Raw genomic sequence first — 22216 nt, 5'->3', positions numbered from 1 at the left:
AAAGATACAAAAAAGGCAACTAACTCGCAATGAATTAGTTGCCTTAAATTTTATTATTTTAGGAATATCCCTACTTACCCCAATAATATGAGAAGGCTGCCTCAAAATAGAAAATGAGGCAGCCTTTTTCTGTATTCTTAAGCAGGGACATTTGCTGAATATCCCGAATTGAAAGATGCAGGAGACTATAATAAATCCAACATCAGAGGAATGTCCTCTTCTCGAATCCCTTGTGTGAGAAGGGATTCTTCATCTTTGTGGAACATCTCCAAGAATCTTTCCCGGTTCCCACTAGCTGTAATGGCTTTTCCGTAGAAAACGGCAGCTTTCTGAATATCTCCCATTACCCAGGCCACATGCCCTGCGTTCATATAATCAATAGCCAGCGGCTTTTGTTCAATAATCTTTTCATAATATTTCATCGCCTGTTCATATTTCTGACTGATGAACGAGCACCAACCGATGCCGCGCCATGCCTTTATACAATTGTTCTCGATGAAATCCAATTTGAAGAAATAATTCAGAGCTTCCTCATATTGTCCCAATTCAGCCAGGCAACTACCGATATAGAAAGTCACATTGGTATCTTCCGGAGCAGCTTCTTCTACCTTTTTATAATAAGTGAGTGCAGCCTGATAGTTTCTGTTTAGCCGGTAACAAATAGCCAGGTGGCGATTGTTCCAAATATTATCCGGCTTCAGCGTGTCTGCTTTCAGATAAGCCTGAATAGCTTCTGCATATTTCTTTCTTTTTTGTAATGCATAGCCAAACTTCTGATAATATTCTGCACTTTCTCCTTCGAATCCTCCAATAGACTCCAGTTCTTCATAAATTTCAATAGCCTCGTCCCAACGTTCCTTTGCCAGATAAAAATCGGCAATGGGGAATAATACATCTTCCCAATACAAGATATTGTCGAGTGCAGGAACGTGATGAAGGTCGAGTTTCTCTTTAAAAATATCTCTGAACTCACTCTTGCGTACACTAAGTTTGAAGAAACGGTACAAGTCGTGCAGGTATTGGTTACTGACCGTTCCCGGACGTTCATTGAACCTCTTCATTGTTTCAACATTCGATTTCTCTGCCAATTCTGCCACCTGCTGTTCGTTCAACTGACTCAACATCATATCTTGTTGCGACTGTGGCAATTGATGAATCGTGAAAAAGAGCGAGTACTTATCGCTGTTGCTGAAAAAGCCCGATTGAAGAATTAAATCCAGCAGACTGCCTCCCTGATTTCCCGCTTGTTTCATTGCTTTGAGTACATTGGACTGTTGCTTGCTGAATGGATAAAACCAGTTATGCACCTCGCGGAAGAACGGATAATTTTTCAATGCGGCAAAAGTGCTCATATACACATCTGCGCCCTCTAATTGCAATTCGTTCATTTCACGCAATTTATCTCCCAGGCCGGACTTCTCGAACGCATCTTCCCAATCCGGGTTCATATCATTGTTTTCTTCATCGTTTTCTTCAAAACCGAACCGCATATTTTTCATGGAGGAAACATTCTTCAGCATTTCAGGAATAATCTCTTCCCTCATCTTTTTATCAATCTTTTCCGTTTCCTGACACAATAGCATTTGGCGGTAAATACGTGCGACGTCTTCTCTGAATGAAGGTATTTCCTCCATGAGATCTACCCTTTTGATAAGTTCCGGATAAAAAGAAAGACGGCTTCTGTAGATGTGGAAGATAATCATTGTACCTACCAATGCCCGTTGGCTGACGTTGACGTTAGGGTGTTCGTAAGCATTGAGCAGCCACATTATTTTTCGTAAGTCGAAACATTCCATCAAGCTCAATGTGAGGGCACTGACAAATAAGCATAAGTCATCTCCCGGAAGTAATTCCGAGGCAAGCATAGCTTTTGCGTCTTCCTCGTCCTCGGGAGTCCATGCACTGTTTGTCCATGTTCTTATAAACATAAACTTGAGCGTATCTTCATGCCGTCTTAATACTTCATCCATCTTTTCGTCAGACAGTAATCCGCTGACTGCCAAGTCGTCATTAAATGACTCCAATATGTGTAATATTGTTTTAATACCATAGTTCGACAAGTCCGCCGATCTGGGAGTGCGGCGTACCTCATGATAATATCTTGATGAAGCGTTGTCCAATATGAGCAAACGTGATTGGTCGGCAATTCCCCAGGTGTCTGCTACCATTTTTTGATACAGATTCCACCGGTCAGGGTCGTTTGCTCCCTGTTTCATGTATTCCAGCATATATTTGTAAGAGGTCTGCAATTGTTCCAGGCGAGTGCGCAAATCCCAGTCAGGACACTGCCACAGCAAAGATTCCAACTGCATTAAGGCTTCTTTGAGCCTTTTCTCTTCAAGTAAAGTACGTATATATGCGTATTGTTCATTAATCGTTTTTTCGTTCATCATTCTTTAATTATTTATTTTTTCCAATCCAGGTCAAACGTTTCCAGAGACCTTCAAAAGGACCGTGTTTATGGTGTCGGAGCCACCACGAACAAAATACCATTTGTAATAGAACAAAAAGGATGCCAAAAAGGAAACTGTAAGTGATTCCTAAATATCGTCCAAGTTCAAATCCCCAATGATAGAACAAAAGAGAACCGAAAATAGATTGCCCGAGGTAGTTCGTTAAACTCATTTTACCATAAGATGTGAAACGCATAAAGAAACTGCGGTCTTTCACACGGTAGAAAGTCAGCAGTAATCCTGTTACCAGCAATACCATGAAGCTAAGGCTACTGAATGAACTTAATATCAATTGCAAGGGAACAAGGATGGCACTTCGTTCGATGAATTCCGGCAGCATATTGTTCAATCCGTAGATGGGGAAGAAGCAGAGAAGCGAAACGGCCAATGCCTTTAACCACAAGCGTTCGTTCTGTTCGCTGTACAGGAAATATTTGCGGCGACCGACAAGCATTCCGAATAAGAATAATCCCGGTGTCTGTAAGATACGTCCATGTTCCAGTGCCCAGGTCATATTGGCCAGTTGTCCTTCCCACATATTCATGCGGACTGTTTCGAGGAAAGTTCCGTTCTTTTGTACGTCGAAAGCAATGCTGAAATAATAACCTGCCAAACTTTTTCCTGCCACATAGTCAGGATTACACAAAGCATAAATCAATTTCACCCAGTCGATAGGTTGTAGAATTAATAAAGTAGCGAAGATGACAACCGTGCGGTCACTCATCCGGCAGAATATCGGAAGGATAATTCCTAAAATCGCATACATAGTCAATATTTCACCAGTAAAGAAAGCGGCATTGAACTGTCCTATCATGAAGAGAATGAATAATCTCCATAAAAAACGCAAGCGGAAATCTTTCCCTCTTCGTTGTTGGTTGTTGTCTTGAATGTAGAAACTGAAACCGAAGAGCAGGGCAAACACAGCGTATGCTTTGTTACTGAATGTGAAGAATAATCCTCTCCAAATAGCCTGATCGGTAAATTTCATCCATTCAAAAGGTACTTCTTCTGGGAAAGAGTAGAAATTAAAATGTTCAATACTGTGTAAGAGAATAATTCCCATTACTGCTAATCCTCTTAATACGTCGGCCACGTCTATTCGGGCGTTGGTTTCCGCGATTTTGTGTTCCATGATTTCTTCGTTTCTGTTATTTATAAGGTTGATATTCTATAATTATTTGATTCCGCTGTTTTAATACTGCTACTCCAGCCCTAATACAGGATGCTAATACTTAATACTTGATACTTAATACTTAATTGATACTTAATTTAAAACCTTACCTGCACCTGTGCCTGTATCAGATTGGAGTCTTTTTGTCCGTCTCCTTTCTTGTCGCAAAAGGTATATTGTGCTTGTAAGCGGCATCTAGGGTAGAACCAGTATTGTACGCCTGCAATATAGTTATTCTGTTTGAAATCAGCAGCTTTGTTCGGGTTGAAATAATCGAACGAAGCGATGAAATCGAAATTCCGGGCGAAGCGTACACTGCCTGTTGCATAGAAACCTTCGCTTTTCACACTCCGGTCTTTTCCGGCAAGATATTCCGTGCGTAGATTAAAGGTGGAAGTGGTGACAACCCCTCCTGCACTCCAGCGTTTCTTGGCGTAATTTTCTCCGGCTTTAATTCCGGTATATTCCGAATCTGCTATGGCATGTCCTGTTCCGCGGATAAACGAACCACCTACGGATAACCATTTCAGCGGATTAACCATCAAGTTACCGACTACATCTTTTTGACTGTTTTTGTCTTTGGTGTTCAATCCCTGTCCGTTCATTACAGCCACTTTGTATTGCAGGAAGTCGCGAAATAATTTTCCGTGAAGCATCATGCCAATATCCCGTCCGGACGTCATTCCGTAACACTTATCGCTACCGCTTACTCCCGCCAGATAACAAACCGACTGTGAATAACAATTGATGAGCTCTACTGTGGTAGGAGATAATTCATTTTCTATGGTATAGGGAACCTTGAATTCACCGATACGTGCCGTAAGTCCGGGGAGAAACTGATAATCGGTATACACTTCGAGTAACATGCCCCCATTGTAGAAGTCATACATAAAATCACAAGTCCACCGTTTGGTGATCTTTCCGTGTGCCATGAAAATAATTCGCTTGATGTCGAATGTATTGTCCGGGTTCGCTGCATCGTCATAAGTATATCCCAATTGGGCATATCCGGAGAGACTAATCCGTTCTTTCAGTGTGTTGACAACTTGATTTAGTGGTGTCTGCTCCTGTGCCAGGAGAGGATTTTGCATACCTGTAATGCATAATACAAAGGTTAAGAGTTGGAGTAGTGTTTTTCGCATGAGTTAGTTGTTATTTGATTTTGATTATGGTTGATACTGTATTATGGTTGATACTGTGGGGATATACGTTGTGTCAATCAGATTCTTTTCAGAGTAGGTTTCGGGGATTCGGTGGTTTTCTTTCAACCACTGTATAGCTTTATCTATCCCTTCAGCCGAAGGGCGTTTTGCTTTTTGATAACTAGGGAGGGCGACGAGTCCTGTCAGATTTTCCGGTACACCTATTTCTAGCAGCACTTGCTTCCATTCCTTCTGTGGATGCATTTTTATATAATCTACTCCCAGATTATAACCTGTGATGAGTAGTTCGATTTCTTTTCTTTTTTCGTTGAGCGCTTTTCGTGAGAAAGCGGTAGCCGTAAAATCAATGCCCAATTCCTGTGTACTTACCAATGAACGATGCTGGCTGTTCATGGCGATGGATGCGGCAGGGTCGGGCAGGAAAGAGGCGTCAATCTGATTGTACTGCAACATTTGCAGTCGGAGAGGAAGCTGGCCGATTTCCGGTATATTCATTTCCGAAAGATTGATTCTGGCTTTGCTTAATAACTGGTCGGTAGCATATTCGATAACTGTGTTGCGTGACACAGCTATATTCTTTTCTTTGAGTTGTTCCAGTTGGTTGATATTACTTTCTTTAGAGACAATGAAGCAGAAATAACCATCATTTTTCAAGACGAGCCCTAGATCAGCATGATGGATAGCTTGCAGCACTACTGCGCTGGGATAGTCGGTAATCATGCCATCCATTTTCCCGGTCTGGAAAGCAGCGTCCCGGTCGTTGGCAGAGTTGAATGAAAGAATAGTCAGGTTCAGCCCTAATGAATCGTAGATACCTTGTGTTTTAGCTATATGGAAAGGGAGTCCGTCCAGTGTAGGCATCATGCCCAGGGTGAGTGGTTGCAGTTCGGTTAGAGGTAAAAAAGAGCCGTCTCCTTTTTTACTCTGGCAGGAGTAAAGGAAGAGAAGGATGAACCAAAAGAGTAGTATCAGTCTTTTCATACCTCGTTTTTGTAAATAAGAGGAACTCCGTTTTTTATAAATAAGGGCAACTCTTTTCACAAAGAACTGCCCTCTTATCATTAACTATTTAAAAAATTAACTAATTATCTAGTTCTATTATTCTTGGATAGCAGCGATACCCGGAAGAACTTTTCCTTCGATTGCTTCGAGCAATGCGCCACCACCGGTTGAAACGTAAGATACACCGCTAGCCAAACCGAACTTGTTAACACAAGCTACAGAGTCGCCACCACCCACAAGTGAGAATGCGCCGTTCTTAGTTGCTTCAACGATTGCTTCACCTACTGCACGTGAGCCGTGAGTGAAGTTGTCAAATTCGAATACGCCTGTAGGACCGTTCCAAAGAATAGTCTTAGATTCTTTGATAACGTTAGCGAAGATTTCTTCAGTCTTAGGACCGATGTCAAGACCTTCCCATCCGTCAGGAATTTCGTCAACAGCACAGAATTTAGTATTTGCGTCGTTAGAGAATGCATCGGCAATCTTAGCGTCAACAGCTAATACCAGGTTTACACCTTTTTCTTTTGCTTTCTTCATCAAATCCAAAGCCAGGTCAAGTTTGTCGTCCTCACAGATAGAGATACCGATTTTACCACCCATAGCCTTAGTAAATGTATAAGTCATACCACCCGCGATGATTAAGTTGTCTACCTTGCTCAACAGGTTTTCGATGATTTCGATTTTAGAAGAAACTTTAGAACCACCCATGATAGCAGTGAACGGACGTTTGATGTCGTTCAATACTTTATCAACGGCTTTCACTTCTTTTTCCATCAGGTAACCGAACATCTTGTTGTTTACATCGAAATATTTAGCGATCAATGCTGTAGAAGCGTGTGCACGGTGAGCAGTACCAAATGCGTCGTTAACGTAGCAGTCAGCGTAAGAAGCCAATTTCTTGGTAAATTCTTTCTGGCTTTCTTTCACTGCTTTCTTGGCAGCAGCTTTTTCTTCGTCAGTTGCATCTTCAGCCAAACCTCTTGGTTTGCCTTCTTCTTCAGCGTAGAAGCGAAGATTTTCGAGCAACAGCACTTCTCCCGGTTGCAGAGCAGCAGCTTTTACAGCAGCTTCTTCGCCCATGCAGTCGTTAGCGAACTGAACTTCAACGCCCAGCAATTCAGACAGATGCTTGATGATATGTTTCAAAGAGAATTTATCGGCAACGCCTTTCGGACGGCCCAGGTGAGAGCCAATGATGATGCTTCCGCCGTCTGCCAGGATCTTCTTCAAAGTAGGAAGAGCTGCACGCATACGAGTGTCATCTGTAATGTTGAAGTTTTCGTCCAGGGGTACATTGAAGTCCACGCGAACAAATGCCTTTTTACCGGCAAAATTGAATTTGTCAATTGTCTGCATAATACTCTATTTTTATTTAAAAGTGTTTTTAAAATTCTTCTTTTAGAACGACCGCAAAGTTACTATTTATTTCGGTTCCTTGCTATTAAATCGTTATTTATTCTTGGCTTTTGGTTCCTCTTTTGTAACTTTATAGGTGTTACAGAAATATTTGCACATCATTTGCAAACCACAGGTGTCACATTTGGGAGTGCGTGCCTGACAAACATAACGACCATGCAGAATGAGCCAATGGTGGGCAATCGGTATTAGTTTTTCCGGAATATTCTTCACCAATTCTTTTTCCACACTGAACGGGGTAGTGCAACTATCCGGCACCAGTCCGATGCGATGGCTGACACGGAATACGTGTGTATCTACCGCCATGGCAGCTTTATTAAACACAACCGACTGGATGACATTGGCTGTTTTTCTTCCTACACCGGGTAGCTTTACTAAGTCTTCCAGATTGTCGGGCACCTGACTGTTGAAGTCATTCACCAGCATCTTTGCCATACCAACCAGATGTTTGGCTTTGTTGTTCGGATAGGATACGCTTCGTATATATTCGAAAATAACTTCCGGCGTAGTGGCTGCCAGCGCTTCCGGAGTCGGAAAATCTTTATACAAAGGGGGAGTGATCATATTCACCCGTTTGTCCGTACATTGTGCAGAAAGAATAACAGCGATCAGCAACTCATACGGATTGTTGTAATGCAGTTCGGTCTCGGCTACAGGTACATTGTCCTGAAACCAGGCGATTACTTTCTCATAACGTTCTTTCTTTCTCATCGTAGCTTGTTTTTATGGTAATGAGGCGTCACTTTTAGTTTGAAATAGAGGGCGGAAACTACCGTCAGGCAGGCTCCGAAAAGATAAGCCTTATCAAATGTACTAATTTCTGCGATATATCCACCGGTCAGCATACCGATACCGATTCCTACGTCCCAAGAGGTAAGATAAGTGGAAGTGGCTGTTCCCCGCTGGTTATTGGGGGCAAGGTTGACAAACAACGTATTAAATGCCGGAAACATGATTCCAAATCCGACCCCCATCAACAATGCGATACCAAAAAACAGGATATTGCAAACAGTATCATTCCATTGAATCAGATACACACAGGCTGAAAGCAGGAAGAAACTGCAAACAACCAGATATAATCCGGCTATTATTACTTGTGTTATCTTTCCGCGATCCACCAGCTTCCCCGAAAAGATGCGGGAGATTGCCATGCCGACAGCCATAAAGGTAAAGAAGAATCCGGTTTGCGTGTTCAATCCTATTTGGCGGGCATACATGGCGACATAGTTGGTTGTCATTCCGTAAGGGATGGAAAGTAACAATAGGCTAAATCCGGCTGGCAGTCCTTTCATCAAAATAAAACGGTCGAGTGAAATCGGTTCCCGTTTCACAGGAGGTTTATAGGGCGTTTTCACCAGACTGGCACATAGAAAACCCAAAATGCAGGAACCGAATGCGTAACAGAAGATCGTAGCAAAAGAGACTCCTGCATCGTGCAGAAACAGTCCGAACATCGGCCCGATGGACATAGCTGTATTGTTGGTAAGCCCGTAATAGCCTAAACCTTCTCCACGGCGGGAAGATGGCATAATGTCTATCACTACCGTGTTTCCTCCTACTGTAACCATTCCGAAAGAGATGCCATGAATGATTCGGAATATAATAAATAAGGTAAGGGAGCCGGCTATCAGGTATCCCCCGAACATCATCATAAAGATGAAGTAAGCAAACAGATAAAGAGGTTTGCGGGCAAACGTGTCGAGCAGATAACCGGAAAATGGACGGATGCAGAGAGCGGCTACCGTATAGCAGGAAAGTACAATGCCAATAGTGGAATTTCCAGTTTGGAAGAATTCGGATAAATAGAACGGCAAAACAGGAATCAACAACCAAAAGCCGAAGTAGAGCAGGAAGTTGGCTGCCAAGATGAAACAATAACTGGGAGTAATGAGTCTATCCTTTGCCATGGGAATTATTTACGATTAGACGATTTACTATTTACGATTGGGAGTGCCCATTCGGATAGTGAATATATAGAGTGATTGAAAATTTACGATTTACGAGAGACGCTACCATCAATCGTAAATCGTAAATTGTCCAATCGTAAATTAATATGCCGCTTCGAATTCTTTCAGGAAGCGAGTATCATTTTCAGAGAACATACGGAGGTCTTTCACCTGATATTTCAGGTTTGTGATACGCTCGATACCCATACCGAGAGCATAACCGCTGTATACTTTGCTGTCTATACCGTTAGATTCAAGTACGTTCGGGTCTACCATACCGCAACCGAGGATTTCTACCCAGCCGGTGTGTTTACAGAACGGACAACCTTTACCGCCGCAGATATTACAGCTGATGTCCATTTCCGCACTAGGTTCAGTGAACGGGAAGTAAGACGGACGCAGACGAATCTTTGTATCAGCGCCGAACATTTCTTTAGCGAAAAGTAACAATACTTGTTTCAAGTCGGTGAACGATACGTTTTTGTCTACATACAACGCTTCTACCTGATGGAAGAAACAGTGTGCGCGATAGCTGATTGCTTCGTTACGATACACACGTCCCGGACAGATGATGCGGATAGGAGGTTGTGAAGTTTCCATCACACGGGTTTGTACGGAAGAAGTATGCGTACGCAATACTACGTCCGGGTGAGCTTCGATAAAGAAAGTGTCCTGCATATCGCGTGCCGGATGATCTTCGGCAAAGTTCAGTGCCGAGAATACATGCCAGTCATCTTCAATTTCCGGACCTTCGGCGATGCTGAATCCCAGGCGGGCAAAGATATCGATGATTTCGTTCTTTACAATGGTGAGCGGGTGGCGTGTACCAAGTTCCACGGGATAAGCCGAACGCGTTAAATCCAATCCGTCACAATCATTGTCCTGACTTTCAAACAATTCTTTCAGCGCGTTGATTTTGTCCTGCGCTTTTGTTTTCAGTTCATTCAGTCTCATGCCGACTTCTTTTTTCTGATCGGCAGCTACATTACGGAAATCTGCCATTAAGTCGTTAATGGCTCCCTTCTTACTTAGGTATTTGATGCGGAGAGCTTCGAGTTCTTCGGCATTGGAGGCGTGTAAGGCTTCCACCTCTTTCAGAAGTTGTTCAATCTTAGCTATCATATTTTCGATGTATTGTTATTCAGTTTCTTAGTAAAAACCGTGCAAAGATATAATTTTATCACGAACCATCGAAATAATTTGTATCTTTGTTGCCGATATGTACCGAAAATCCGGCAACTTATGAAAAAGATTGTTTTCTGTCTTCTGCTTTTAACCTTTTCTTTTCGCCTGGCGGCCCAGATTGATTATTTGGAGCCGGTGAAACCTTTTTCTTCTTATACAGGCGAGTTAGGCGAATATTACCGTAGTGTGTTTTCTTTACTTAATACTGGCTTTCAGAAACAGCCATACGCGCGTTTCGCAGCTATCCCTTCCTTTTCACCGGAGTATGCAATGTCGGTAGAAAGGAAAAACGGGCGTTATACGCTGATTTCGAATACACTATCTCGTACCTATTGGCAGGCGGAGAAGGGGACAGTGACGGTGGATACTAAATCGGTTGTCATCAGCGCTTCCCTGTATCAGTCTTTAGGGGCCATCTTTCGTTTGGTGACAGAGCAGGTGCAGGATCTGGATGGTTCTACGGCTGGTTTAGATGGTATTGTCTATTACTTTTCTTCTACGGACGCAAAAGGCAAAGAACGGATGGGACGAAAATGGTCGCCGGAAAAAGGAACGTTGATGGAACGTCTTGTATTGGTTTGTCAGTCGGCATATATGTTATCCCGGGGAGAGAATATTTTGGAACAGACATTGGCGGAAGAGGCTGCTTCTTTATTGAAAGCATTGCAACAACGTAGTAAGGAAGAACCGGATGCTTATAAACAACCGATGTATGTTGGAATTTATCCGGTAGGTCCCCGCGCAAAGACGCTTTCCGGAAGGCAGGTGGAAGAACCTGCTCATTTCTCTGCGATGAGTCCGGAAGAATATATTGCCAATGAAATGGTTTATCCGGCAGGACTTTTAGAGAAGAATGTTTCGGGTTATGCTTTATGTGAGTTTACTATTGATAAGGAAGGGGTTATCCTTCGTCCTCATATTCTACGTTCCACTCATCCGGAATTTGCAGAGGAGGCTCTCCGCATTGTTAAAGGGATGCCGAAATGGTCCCCTGCATTGGCGGGAGGAAAGCCGGCGGATAGTAATTATACTCTTTATATTCCTTTCCGTCCGCAACTTTATCGGGATAAATAAGCAACTTTGCATCCAAAGTCCGATTAATAAAAAAGAGATATTGCATTTATAACTTGAATTCAGCAGCCTCTCTCTAATAAATAAAAAAAATAAATTTGCTGTCATCTGTCACAGATTGTCACTTAACTGTTTGATTATGAAAAGTAAATGGCGTGACAGCAAAGTGGTGACAGCACTGTGACGGCAATCGTGCTGTCACTGCAAAGCCAGGGAGAAATAAACGCATTACAAAGGTGTGATAGAGGTGCATACCCGAATCAAGTAAAAATCACAGATGAAGTTTCATTGCCTAAATAGTATTAACTACAGGCAGATAGGCTATTCTATTTATTACCCTTGTACTTACGGGGCGGGATCTGCCTTGTGACTGATAGTTTCAAGCCTTGAAACTATTTGTTCTGCGGCTTGAAACTACAGTTTCGTAGGCTTGAAACTTTTGTTTCTCTTGCTTGGAACTATTAGTTTCTTACTGATGAAACTATAGTTTCTCACCGATGGAACTGTAGTTTCTCGCCGATGAAACAACCTTTACTCTATAATAGCCTGATTATGTTGGAGTACTTTTGATAGTATAATAACATGATTGATTTCTTCAAAAATCATTAAAACAGAAAACTTTTCTTCGTTTGTATTGTCTTATAGCCATAAACTTTTAAAACGAGAACTTATGGATGATATGATTAACAGGCATGATTCGATAGCCGAAGAAAATATCGAACCGAATGGCCGTCCGGCCAAGGACCAGTTTGAAGAATGGAGCGGCGAGGTTGCCGACCGTGCGGATGACGTATTCAAGAATGACAAGAAAGACGGTCCTATTAAAGACCGCGAGAAACGTATAAAAGAAATGGACGAAGTGATAAAAAAGGACCTTGAGTAAAGGTCCTTTTCTTTTTTTCTTTAGTTTGCCGGAGTAACGATAGGTTCTTTGATAAAAATACTCCCTATCTCAATTGTTTTGTCATCAAATACATCTAGTCTAATATTTATCGATTCCTTTTCGGAAAGACTTATGAATTTTCCTTGAATATAATACTTCTGATTATCAATAAGATTGGAGGCTTCTTCCTCATCTAAAGCCGTTATAATTCTGAAAGAAATATTATACTTTCCGGTTTTTTGAAGGCTGCTACAGGTAAAGGATATAAGATATTTATATCCTTTATTATCGGTACTTTTAACTTTATCCATAGAAGCGAATCTGACTGCTATATCAGAAAGGAAATCAGGGCTATTCTCAAGTTCCTTTTCTAACAAAGAACGCAATTCTTTTCCTGCTTTTTTTCTTTGGATGTCATTGTTGAAACAATTAGGATGTTTAGACATATATGCGTCTAAAAAAGCATTTATTTTTTCTCCATCAGCGTTCCCTTCTTCTAGCATTGCGTTTACTGCTGCTATGCTATCATTGAGGCGTATATCATAGTCTGCATTGTTTGATTGTGTTGTTTTTGAAGACTTGTTCCCGTAGCAGGAAATTAAGCATGGGATGATTAGAAGAATAGTGACAAATTTTGTGATTTTCATGTCCAGTACACTATTAAAGTTCAAAGTTGGGGAGAGAAAAAAGTGGAGCGTATCGGACTCGAACCGATCACCTTAACACTGCCAGTGTTACGCTCTAGCCAGATGAGCTAACGCCCCTTTTTTGTCTTATATGATAACGTTTGTAAACGAATCCTTTTTTGTTGCCGCAAATATAATGCATTATTCTGAAATAATTGCTATGTTTGCGGTAAATAATAGTATGAAATTAAGATATGCTGATTTATAATACAACTTTTCAAGTGGACGATGACGTTCACGACAATTTCATGATTTGGATAAAAGAGAGTTATATCCCTGAAGTACAGAAACACGGTGCGTTGAAGGCACCGCGTATTTGCCGGATATTGAGTCATCGGGAAGAAGGAAGTGCGTATTCTTTGCAATGGGAGGTAGAAAGCAGTGGGTTATTACATCGCTGGCATTTGGAACAGGGGGTGCGACTGAATGACGAACTGGTAAAAATATTTAAAGATAAAGTGATCGGATTTCCGACCTTGATGGAGGTGATAGAGTGATTCAACCGGTAAAAGAAAAGATAATCCTGGGGATTGACCCCGGTACGACAATCATGGGATACGGGGTTCTAAGGGTGAGGGGAACCAAGCCCGAAATGATTGCGATGGGGATTATCGACTTACGTAAATTTGCCAATCACTATCTGAAACTTCGTCATATCCATGAACGGGTATTGAGTATTATTGAAAGTTATCTACCGGATGAGTTGGCTATTGAAGCACCTTTCTTCGGAAAAAATGTGCAATCGATGTTGAAGTTAGGTCGTGCACAAGGGGTAGCAATGGCAGTAGCGTTGAGCCGGGATATTCCAATCACCGAATATGCCCCTTTGAAGATAAAAATGGCTATCACCGGAAACGGGCAGGCATCAAAAGAACAAGTGGCGGATATGCTGCAAAGGATGCTACGGTTTTCAAAAGATGATATGCCTACTTTTATGGATGCAACAGATGGTTTGGCAGCGGCTTATTGTCATTTCCTGCAAATGGGGCGACCGGCAATGGAAAAAGGGTATAGTAGTTGGAAGGATTTTATAGCGAAGAATCCGGATAAGGTGAAATAAAGCATTTAATTTTATGGGGGGATAGATATGGTGTGTAGCATAGGGGGAGGTTTAGAATGAAGATAGGAAATAATTATTTAGCGATATTGGGTGTGACTACAGTGACAACAGTGATGAGTTGTTCCCCAACGAAGAAGGAATATACTTCTTTTGAATTATATCCGGTTCGTATGGGAAGCCTTACAGAGATGGAATATACGCCGTTGGCAACCAAATTTTTCCTTTGGTCACCAACAGCAGAAGAGGTGCGCCTGATGCTCTATGATGCCGGAGAAGGCGGACATGCTTACGAAACAGTAAAGATGGAACTCGGTGAGAATGGAACCTGGACGACATCTGTAGATAAAGACCTGCTCGGCAAATACTATGCTTTCAATGTGAAAATCAACGATAAATGGCAGGGCGACACGCCGGGGATTAATGCTCACGCTGTAGGAGTGAACGGAAAGCGTGCAGCTATCATCGACTGGAAGACTACCAATCCGGAGGGGTGGGAGAGTGACCGACGTCCTTCTCTGAAATCTCCTGCTGATATGATTATCTATGAAATGCATCATCGTGACTTCTCTGTCGACTCTACTTCGGGAATAAAGAATAAAGGCAAATACCTTGCACTGACTGAACATGGGACGGTGAATTCCGGCAATCAACCAACAGGTATCGATCATTTGGTAGAACTGGGAGTGACACATGTGCATCTTCTTCCTTCTTCTGATTATGCTTCTATCGACGAAACAAAATTAGATGAAAATCACTATAACTGGGGATATGATCCGGTAAATTATAATGTGCCGGATGGTTCTTATTCAACCGATCCTTATCAGCCTGCCGTTCGCGTGAAAGAGTTCAAACAGATGGTACAAGCGTTGCATAGAGCTGGAATACGCGTGATAATGGACGTGGTTTACAATCACACTTTTAATACACTTGAAAGTAATTTTGAACGTACCGTTCCCGGCTATTTTTACCGTCAGAAAGAGGATGGCACATTGGCAAATGGTTCAGGGTGTGGCAATGAAACAGCAAGTGAACGGCCTATGATGCGTAAGTTCATGATAGAGTCCGTTCTTTATTGGATAAAAGAATATCATATTGACGGCTTCCGCTTTGACTTGATGGGGGTGCATGATATTGAAACAATGAACGAGATTCGAAAGGCTGTCAACAAAGTCGATCCTACTATTTGTATCTATGGAGAAGGTTGGGCGGCTGAAGCTCCTCAATATCCGGCAGATTCATTGGCGATGAAAGGGAATATTTCCCAGATGCCCGGAATTGCGGTATTCTCGGACGAATTACGTGACGGGCTTTGCGGACCAGTATGGAAAAAGGAGAAAGGAGCTTTTCTTGCCGGAGTTCCGGGGGGAGAAATGAGCGTAAAATTCGGAATTGTTGGAGCTATTAAGCATCCGCAAGTACGCTGTGATTCCGTAAATTATAGTCAGAAGCCGTGGGCGGAACAGCCTACCCAGATGGTTAGCTATGTTTCCTGTCATGATGGTTTGTGTCTTGTAGACCGATTGAAGGCAAGCATGCCGGGAGCTACTCCCGAACAGTTGGTTCGACTTGATAAGCTGGCACAAACGGTAGTCTTAACTTCACAGGGAATTCCTTTTATCTATGCAGGTGAAGAAGTGATGCGTGATAAACAAGGGATAGACAATAGTTATAAGAGTCCGGATGCCATCAATGCCATTGACTGGAGACGCAAAACGACAAACGGAGATATTTTCACGTACTATAAACGACTCATTGATCTTCGTAAGTCTCATCCGGCTTTCCGTATGGGAAATGCAGAAATGGTCCGGAAGCATCTGGAGTTCCTTCCGGTTGAAGGGCAAAACCTGATTGCGTTTCGCCTCAAAGAGCGTGCGAATGGAGATAGCTGGGAAGATATTATCGTAGCCTTTAATTCCCGTACGACTCCTGCACGACTGGAAATTCCTGTTGGTAAATATACGGTAGTATGTAAAGATGGAGTGATAGATGTGCGTGGATTGGGTACGCAAACCGGACCGGAGGTGATTGTTCCCGGTCAGTCTGCGTTGATTATGTACAAGTAGTTTTTTTCTGTTTACTACAATTCCGAGATACTCAAGTTTTTTCATGCAGTAGACTGGCTGCCTGTTTCAGTCTGATGGAACAAATGAAATCATGTGCCGGCTGGTTAGTCGGCACTTTTTATTTATGGCATATATAACAACTCAACGTTGGTTGCCGGCATTTCTATCATCTTTAAATAGATAGAATGAATAACAATAACTACTGTAATCCGTTCTTTCTAAATCCTTCATTTTCCTCCTATTCATCGGCAATCTCAATTTGGATGTAACATTACAACAGGTATTTGTAACATACGTAAACGATGATGTAACAAGCGAGTAATGATTTGAATCAAAAATTCTGGGTCAGCGGAGAGAAACTTCCTAAGTTTGCAAAGTGGAATTCAGAACGGATTGTTTCTCTTTCCGGATTACTATGAAATAAAGACATAAAAGAAAAGATAGATAATGAATAAGTATTGGTTTTATAAGGTTGGGTTAGTAGTTGTGTTCCTTTGCTTCGCTCTGTTGGGTGAAGCAAAGGTTAAACTTCCCACTCTTGTTTCCGACGGAATGGTGCTTCAACGCGGGGAGCCTGTCAATATTTGGGGGACGGCTGATCCTGATGAAACTGTTAGTATAACTTTTCAAAAAAAGAAATATAAGACCGTTGCCGATGCGCAAGGCAACTGGAAAGTGATCTTGCCTGCCTTAAAAGCTGGTGGTCCTTACACAATGATTATTAATGATATAGAGTTGAAGGATATTCTTGTGGGTGACGTTTGGGTATGTTCCGGTCAGTCGAATATGGAATTACCCGTTTCACGGGTTACAGACCGTTTTCGGGATGAGATATCTGCGGACAGTGATTATCCGATTGTACGCTATATAAAAACTCCTCTATTGTATAACTTTCATGCCCCGCAGACAGATATTCCGGGAATCTTCTGGAAGGCTATGACTCCTGAAAATGTGATGTCTTTCTCTGCTTTGGTTTATTTCTTTACTAAAGATTACTTTCAGAAAACAAAGGTTCCGGTAGGAATCATAAACTCCAGTGTCGGAGGGTCACCGGTAGAAGCGTGGATCAGTGAGGAAGGTTTGAAACCTTTTCCTTATTATCTGAACGAAAAACGTATCTACGAATCAGATGACTTGGTAGAATCAATGAAAAAAGAAGAGAGCAAGAAAAGCCGTGCCTGGAATGTAGCACTGTATCAGGGAGATAAAGGAATGCATGAAACCATCCCTTGGTATGCTGCCGGCTATGATGACAGTGATTGGACACCGACCGATTTGTTTGCTTCCGGATGGGCTACTAACGGATTGAATACAATCAATGGTTCCCATTGGTTCCGTAAAGATTTTCAAGTGTCCGGGCAACAAGCGGGAGAGAAGGCAACTCTTCGCCTGGGATGCATCGTAGATGCAGACTCCGTCTATGTAAATGGTACGTTTGTGGGAACTGTTTCTTATCAATATCCACCACGTATCTATACCATTCCTGCCGGATTGTTGAAAGTTGGAAAAAACACGATAACCATACGTCTTTTCAGTTATGGCGGTTTCCCTCATTTTGTAAAAGAGAAACCCTATAAGATACTTTTCGGAAAAGGCCAGCCGGAAAAAGGAGAATCGGAGATTAGTCTGGAAGGTGATTGGAAATATCGCCTCGGCGCTCCCATGCCTGCTGCTCCGGGACAGACTGCTTTCCATTATAAACCCGTAGGACTTTATAATGCTATGATTGCCCCATTGCTGAATTATACGGTATCTGGTGTTATCTGGTATCAGGGTGAATCGAATGTGTCTCGCAGAAATGAGTATAAAGACTTGTTGACAGCGATGATTGCGGATTGGAGACAGCATTGGAACCGACCTGATATGCCTTTCTATGTGATTGAACTGGCGGATTTCCTCTCACCCGAAGATAAAGGAGGGCGTGCTGCCTGGGCAGAATTCAGGAAAGTGCAGGCAGAAGTAGCCAATACAAATAAAAATGTCACTCTAATTAAAAACGGTGATTTAGGAGAATGGAATGATATCCATCCATTGGATAAAAAGACGTTGGGACAACGTGTGTCCCAAGCAGTCTTTCAACAAAGAGTCAAATAAATTAAAAAAGAGATTAGTACCATGAAAACACAGACTCAAAAAGTGTCGATGGCCGAGAAAATCGGTTATAGCTTGGGTGATGGTTCGGCGAACCTGATTTTCCAGATGATGATGATGTTCCAACTCTTCTTCTATACAGATGTGTTTGGAATCAAAGCAACAGCAGCAGGTATGATATTGCTGGTCGCACGTATTTTCGATGCGTTTGTCGATCCGGTGGTAGGTATCCTGTCCGACAGAACTAATACCCGCTGGGGTAAATATCGTCCCTGGTTGTTGTGGACAGCTATTCCTTTTGCCGTATTCTTCATTCTGGCATTTACGACACCCGATTTGAGTGAGCGTGGGAAGATTATTTATGCAGGTATCACTTATACCTTATTAATGTCTATTTACTCCTTCAATAATACCCCGTATGCCTCTTTGGGCGGTGTGATGACAAGTGACATCAAAGAACGTACCAGTATCTCGTCCGTCCGTTTTGTGACAGCTACAATCGCCACTTTTGTTGTGCAGGGGCTTACTTTGCCGTTAGTCTCCAAGTTCGGGCAAGGAGACGATCAACGTGGATGGTTCCTGACAATTACCCTGTTTGCCATCATCGGAGTTGTTCTTTTAGTAATCACATTCTTCTCTGCTAAAGAGCGTATCACGCCTCCCGTAGGTCAGAAAACTTCCGTGAAACAGGATTTTAAAGATATCGTAAGTAGCCGTCCATGGAAAGCGATGTTTATCCTAACCCTCTTTTTGTTTACGACATTGGCTATGTGGGGCAGCAGTATGTCTTACTACTTTAATTATTTCGTAGATAAAACAGCCCTTTTTGATTTCTTGCAAAATTTTGGATTAGTACGGATAGAAGGAGAAACTTATGGTATGTGGCACACTTTCCTTGATGCTTTCGGACTGATTGCGCAGCCCGATCATAGTAATGTGTTTGCTGTAGGTTTCAGTTTGTTCAATATGATTGGTCAGGTTATCACTTTGGCGGGTGTAATATTGCTTTCCGGATTTCTTTCCAATATCTTTGGTAAGCGGAATGTGTTTTTGATCTGCCTGGCACTGACAGCCTTTTTTACAGCTCTGTTTTTTGTGGTAGATTCGACAAACATAAGTACGATCTTTATTATTAACTGTTTGAAGAGTTTGGCATACGCACCTACTATTCCATTGCTTTGGGCAATGATGGGAGATGTTGCCGATCATTCAGAATGGGTGAACCATCGTCGTGCGACAGGATTTGTATTTGCAGGTGTAGTCTTTGCCTTGAAAGCCGGACTAGGTATAGGGGGAGCTATTTGCGGTGCGATTGTCGATTCGTTCGGTTTTGTATCTAATACAGTACAGACAGAAAACGCTATTTTCGGTATCCGTTTGACATCCAGCGTGATTCCTGCCATCACTTTCTTTGTAGGAGTAATTGCTTTGTTCTTTTATCCTATTTCTAAGAAGTTGAATGAGCATATTCAGGACGATTTGGCAAAACGCCGCCTGGAAAACAATTGATTAATAACTATAACTAATAGATAGACTATATGAAGACTTCGATAAGAACAACCGTAGTTTCTTTGTTGGCTGCTGTAGCCCTGATAACTAGTACTTCGGTAGCTTTTGCACAAGAAACAAAGACTTTGAAAGAAGCTTTGAAGGATAAATTCCTGATAGGAACAGCAGTGAATACACGACAAGCATCCGGTCAGGATAAGGCAGGAGTGCGCGTAATTCAGGAACAATTTAATGCTATTGTAGCAGAGAATTGTATGAAAAGTCAGGAAATGCATCCGAAGGAGAACCGTTATAATTTCACACAGGCAGATGAATTTGTTGCTTTTGGAGAGAAAAATCATTTGGCAACCACAGGACATACGTTGATTTGGCATTCGCAGCTTTCTCCCTGGTTCTGCGTGGATGAGAATGGCAAAAATGTGTCTCCGGAAGTATTGAAGAAACGGATGAAAGATCATATCACCACTATTGTGAAACGTTACAAAGGCCGTATTAAAGGTTGGGATGTGGTGAATGAAGCGATTGAAGATAATGGAGCATATCGTAAGACTAAGTTTTATGAAATTCTAGGTGAAGAATATATCCCATTGGCTTTTCAATATGCACACGAGGCCGATCCGGATGCAGAGCTTTATTATAACGATTATTCAATGGCTCAACCAGGCAGAAGAGCTGCAGTTGTGAAGATGGTGAAAGACTTGAAGAAACGTGGTATCCGTATTGATGCGGTGGGGATGCAAGGACACATCGGCATGGACTATCCGAAAATCAGCGAGTTTGAAGAAAGTATGCTTGCCTTTGCCGGAGCGGGAGTGAAGGTAATGATAACAGAATTGGATCTGACTGTATTGCCATCACCCGACCCCAAGGTTGGTGCGGAAGTCTCGGCATCTTTTGAATATAAAAAAGAGATGAATCCTTATTCGGACGGATTACCGGAAGAAGTATCAAAAGCATGGACAGAGAGAATGAATGATTTCTTCCGTCTGTTCCTGAAACATCAGGATATCATAACAAGAGTTACAGTTTGGGGAGTAGCCGATCAGGATTCGTGGCGTAACGACTGGCCGATGAGAGGACGTACGGATTATCCATTGCTTTTCGACCGCAATCATCAGCCGAAACCGGTAGTTGATTTGATTATAAAAGAGGCTATGCAGAAATGATCATTTGGAGTTCACTTCACCACAGAGGACACAGAGTTCTTCTCTCTCTCTCTTTCTGTAAGTAAAACAGAGCGATAAATATACGATTACGTGAGACTCTGTGTTACTCTATAGTGAATAGAAAGATTAAACCTCTGTGTCCTCCGTGTCCTCTGTGGTGAAATAGAAATTCCCATTTATAAAATTAATTTAGAACTGTTGCAATAAGAATAAAACCATGAAAACAGAAAAAAGATATTTAGTTCCCGGTGATTATATGGCTGATCCTGCCGTACACGTGTTTGATGGCAAACTTTACATTTATCCCTCGCATGATTGGGAGAGTGGTATTGCCGAAAATGATAATGGAGATCATTTCAATATGAAAGATTACCATGTGTATTCTATGGATGATGTAATGAATGGAGAGATTACTGACCATGGGGTTGTACTTTCTACGGGAGATATTCCTTGGGCAGGCCGTCAGCTTTGGGACTGTGATGTTGCTTTTAAAGACGGCAAATACTATATGTATTTTCCATTGAAAGACCAAAACGACATATTCCGTATCGGAGTAGCTGTGAGCGATAAACCATACGGACCTTTTGTTCCGGAAGCAAACCCGATGAAAGGAAGTTACAGCATTGATCCGGCTGTCTGGAATGATGGAGATGGTAATTATTATATGTATTTTGGCGGACTGTGGGGTGGACAGCTTCAACGTTACCGGAATAATAAAGCATTGGAATCAGCCATTTTACCCGAAGGAGAGGAGGAGGCTTTGCCATCCCGTGTTGTTCGTTTGAGTGATGATATGATGGAGTTTGCGGAAGAACCGCGTCCGTTAGTCATTCTGGATGAAAACGGTAAACCTCTGACAGCAGGAGATACAGAACGTCGTTTCTTCGAAGCTTCCTGGGTACATAAGTATAATGGGAAATATTATTTCTCTTACTCTACAGGCGATACCCATCTACTTTGTTACGCGATAGGTGACAACCCATACGGACCATTTACTTATCAGGGAGTTATCCTGACTCCGGTAGTGGGATGGACTACTCATCATGCTATTGTTGAGTTCAAAGGAAAATGGTATCTGTTCCATCACGATTGCGTACCTTCCGAAGGGAAAACCTGGCTTCGCAGCTTAAAAGTCTGTGAACTGCAATACGATGCTGATGGAAAAATCATCACGATTGAAGGACTGGATGAATAGTCGACAAATGATAATTTTGCGGAGTGCCCTGAAAGGGCTTAATTATATAGCGTAGGGCAACGCCCTACGTAAAAGCGACAATCTGAATTTGCGCCCTGAAAGGGCATAATTGTATACAGTTCCGCCCTTTCAGGGCTTGTGGCTGGTGTGTTTTTT

General features: G+C 42.2%; 18 protein-coding genes and 1 tRNA gene. 9 read left to right on the top strand and 10 right to left on the bottom strand.

Annotated features, from left to right (window positions below):
* Positions 1–185: 185 nt before the first annotated feature.
* The 8 genes from LPH68_RS22205 to pheS all read right to left on the bottom strand — a co-directional run bounded on the left by LPH68_RS22205 (position 186) and on the right by pheS (position 10273).
* Complete coding sequence (locus tag LPH68_RS22205; protein WP_192923105.1) at positions 186–2393, bottom strand: tetratricopeptide repeat protein; 2208 nt, start codon at positions 2391–2393, stop codon at positions 186–188.
* A 7-nt stretch (positions 2394–2400) separates the two neighbouring features.
* Positions 2401–3585 carry a DUF418 domain-containing protein gene (locus tag LPH68_RS22200; protein WP_004314226.1) on the bottom strand — a complete coding sequence of 395 codons (1185 nt, stop codon included), beginning with the start codon at positions 3583–3585 and terminating at the stop codon, positions 2401–2403.
* 137 nt (positions 3586–3722) lie between these two features.
* The gene (locus LPH68_RS22195) at positions 3723–4766 is read right to left on the bottom strand and encodes a porin (protein WP_049703497.1); all 1044 of its coding nucleotides are present in this window, start codon (positions 4764–4766) and stop codon (positions 3723–3725) included.
* Positions 4767–4790: 24 nt separating this feature from the next.
* The gene (locus tag LPH68_RS22190; protein ID WP_151923498.1) at positions 4791–5768 is read right to left on the bottom strand and encodes an ABC transporter substrate-binding protein; all 978 of its coding nucleotides are present in this window, start codon (positions 5766–5768) and stop codon (positions 4791–4793) included.
* Between the two features lie 117 nt (positions 5769–5885).
* Positions 5886–7145, bottom strand: a complete 1260-nt coding sequence (pgk, locus tag LPH68_RS22185; RefSeq protein ID WP_004300866.1) for a phosphoglycerate kinase — start codon at positions 7143–7145, stop codon at positions 5886–5888.
* Positions 7146–7238: 93 nt separating this feature from the next.
* Entirely contained in the window at positions 7239–7916 is a 678-nt protein-coding gene (gene nth / locus LPH68_RS22180; protein ID WP_151923499.1) for an endonuclease III, read from the bottom strand.
* Complete coding sequence (locus LPH68_RS22175) at positions 7913–9112, bottom strand: MFS transporter (protein ID WP_151923500.1); 1200 nt, start codon at positions 9110–9112, stop codon at positions 7913–7915. The genes nth and LPH68_RS22175 overlap by 4 nt, the downstream gene beginning before the upstream one ends.
* Positions 9113–9253: 141 nt before the next feature.
* A complete protein-coding gene (pheS, locus tag LPH68_RS22170) occupies positions 9254–10273 on the bottom strand; it encodes a phenylalanine--tRNA ligase subunit alpha (protein WP_120467197.1) in 1020 nt (339 codons plus the stop codon).
* 120 nt (positions 10274–10393) lie between these two features.
* Here pheS and LPH68_RS22165 point away from each other — a divergent pair, with 120 nt between their 5' ends.
* Together LPH68_RS22165 and LPH68_RS22160 are read left to right on the top strand one after the other, a co-directional pair.
* The gene (locus tag LPH68_RS22165) at positions 10394–11410 is read left to right on the top strand and encodes an energy transducer TonB (protein ID WP_151923501.1); all 1017 of its coding nucleotides are present in this window, start codon (positions 10394–10396) and stop codon (positions 11408–11410) included.
* Between the two features lie 667 nt (positions 11411–12077).
* A complete protein-coding gene (locus LPH68_RS22160) occupies positions 12078–12290 on the top strand; it encodes a hypothetical protein (protein ID WP_004312688.1) in 213 nt (70 codons plus the stop codon).
* A 20-nt stretch (positions 12291–12310) separates the two neighbouring features.
* On the opposite strand, the gene LPH68_RS22155 is transcribed toward LPH68_RS22160, so the two are convergent.
* Complete coding sequence (locus LPH68_RS22155; protein ID WP_117683592.1) at positions 12311–12937, bottom strand: hypothetical protein; 627 nt, start codon at positions 12935–12937, stop codon at positions 12311–12313.
* A gap of 43 nt (positions 12938–12980) precedes the next feature.
* Positions 12981–13054, bottom strand: a tRNA-Ala gene (locus tag LPH68_RS22150).
* A 116-nt stretch (positions 13055–13170) separates the two neighbouring features.
* Between LPH68_RS22150 and LPH68_RS22145 the strand changes: the two genes are divergently transcribed.
* From LPH68_RS22145 to LPH68_RS22115, 7 genes are all read left to right on the top strand, one after another.
* Complete coding sequence (locus LPH68_RS22145; protein WP_004312687.1) at positions 13171–13473, top strand: DUF4286 family protein; 303 nt, start codon at positions 13171–13173, stop codon at positions 13471–13473.
* A complete protein-coding gene (gene ruvC, locus LPH68_RS22140) occupies positions 13470–14036 on the top strand; it encodes a crossover junction endodeoxyribonuclease RuvC (RefSeq protein ID WP_004312686.1) in 567 nt (188 codons plus the stop codon). The genes LPH68_RS22145 and ruvC overlap by 4 nt, the downstream gene beginning before the upstream one ends.
* A gap of 56 nt (positions 14037–14092) precedes the next feature.
* Positions 14093–16099, top strand: coding sequence for a type I pullulanase (pulA, locus tag LPH68_RS22135; protein ID WP_134993576.1), 2007 nt, complete (start codon positions 14093–14095; stop codon positions 16097–16099).
* A gap of 447 nt (positions 16100–16546) precedes the next feature.
* Entirely contained in the window at positions 16547–18193 is a 1647-nt protein-coding gene (locus LPH68_RS22130) for a sialate O-acetylesterase (protein ID WP_151923502.1), read from the top strand.
* Between the two features lie 21 nt (positions 18194–18214).
* On the top strand, positions 18215–19699 hold the full coding sequence (locus LPH68_RS22125) for an MFS transporter (RefSeq protein ID WP_008026033.1): 1485 nt from the start codon (positions 18215–18217) through the stop codon (positions 19697–19699).
* Positions 19700–19728: 29 nt separating this feature from the next.
* Positions 19729–20865 (top strand): endo-1,4-beta-xylanase, encoded by a 1137-nt coding sequence (locus tag LPH68_RS22120; RefSeq protein WP_055236096.1) that lies wholly within the window; start codon positions 19729–19731, stop codon positions 20863–20865.
* A gap of 217 nt (positions 20866–21082) precedes the next feature.
* A complete protein-coding gene (locus LPH68_RS22115) occupies positions 21083–22060 on the top strand; it encodes a glycoside hydrolase family 43 protein (RefSeq protein ID WP_008026037.1) in 978 nt (325 codons plus the stop codon).
* Positions 22061–22216 lie beyond the last annotated feature (156 nt).

The organism is Bacteroides sp. 1_1_30 (assembly GCF_020982715.1).
Classification (GTDB): Bacteria; Bacteroidota; Bacteroidia; order Bacteroidales; family Bacteroidaceae; genus Bacteroides; species Bacteroides xylanisolvens.
This window is presented reverse-complemented; position numbering and strand designations above follow the sequence as displayed.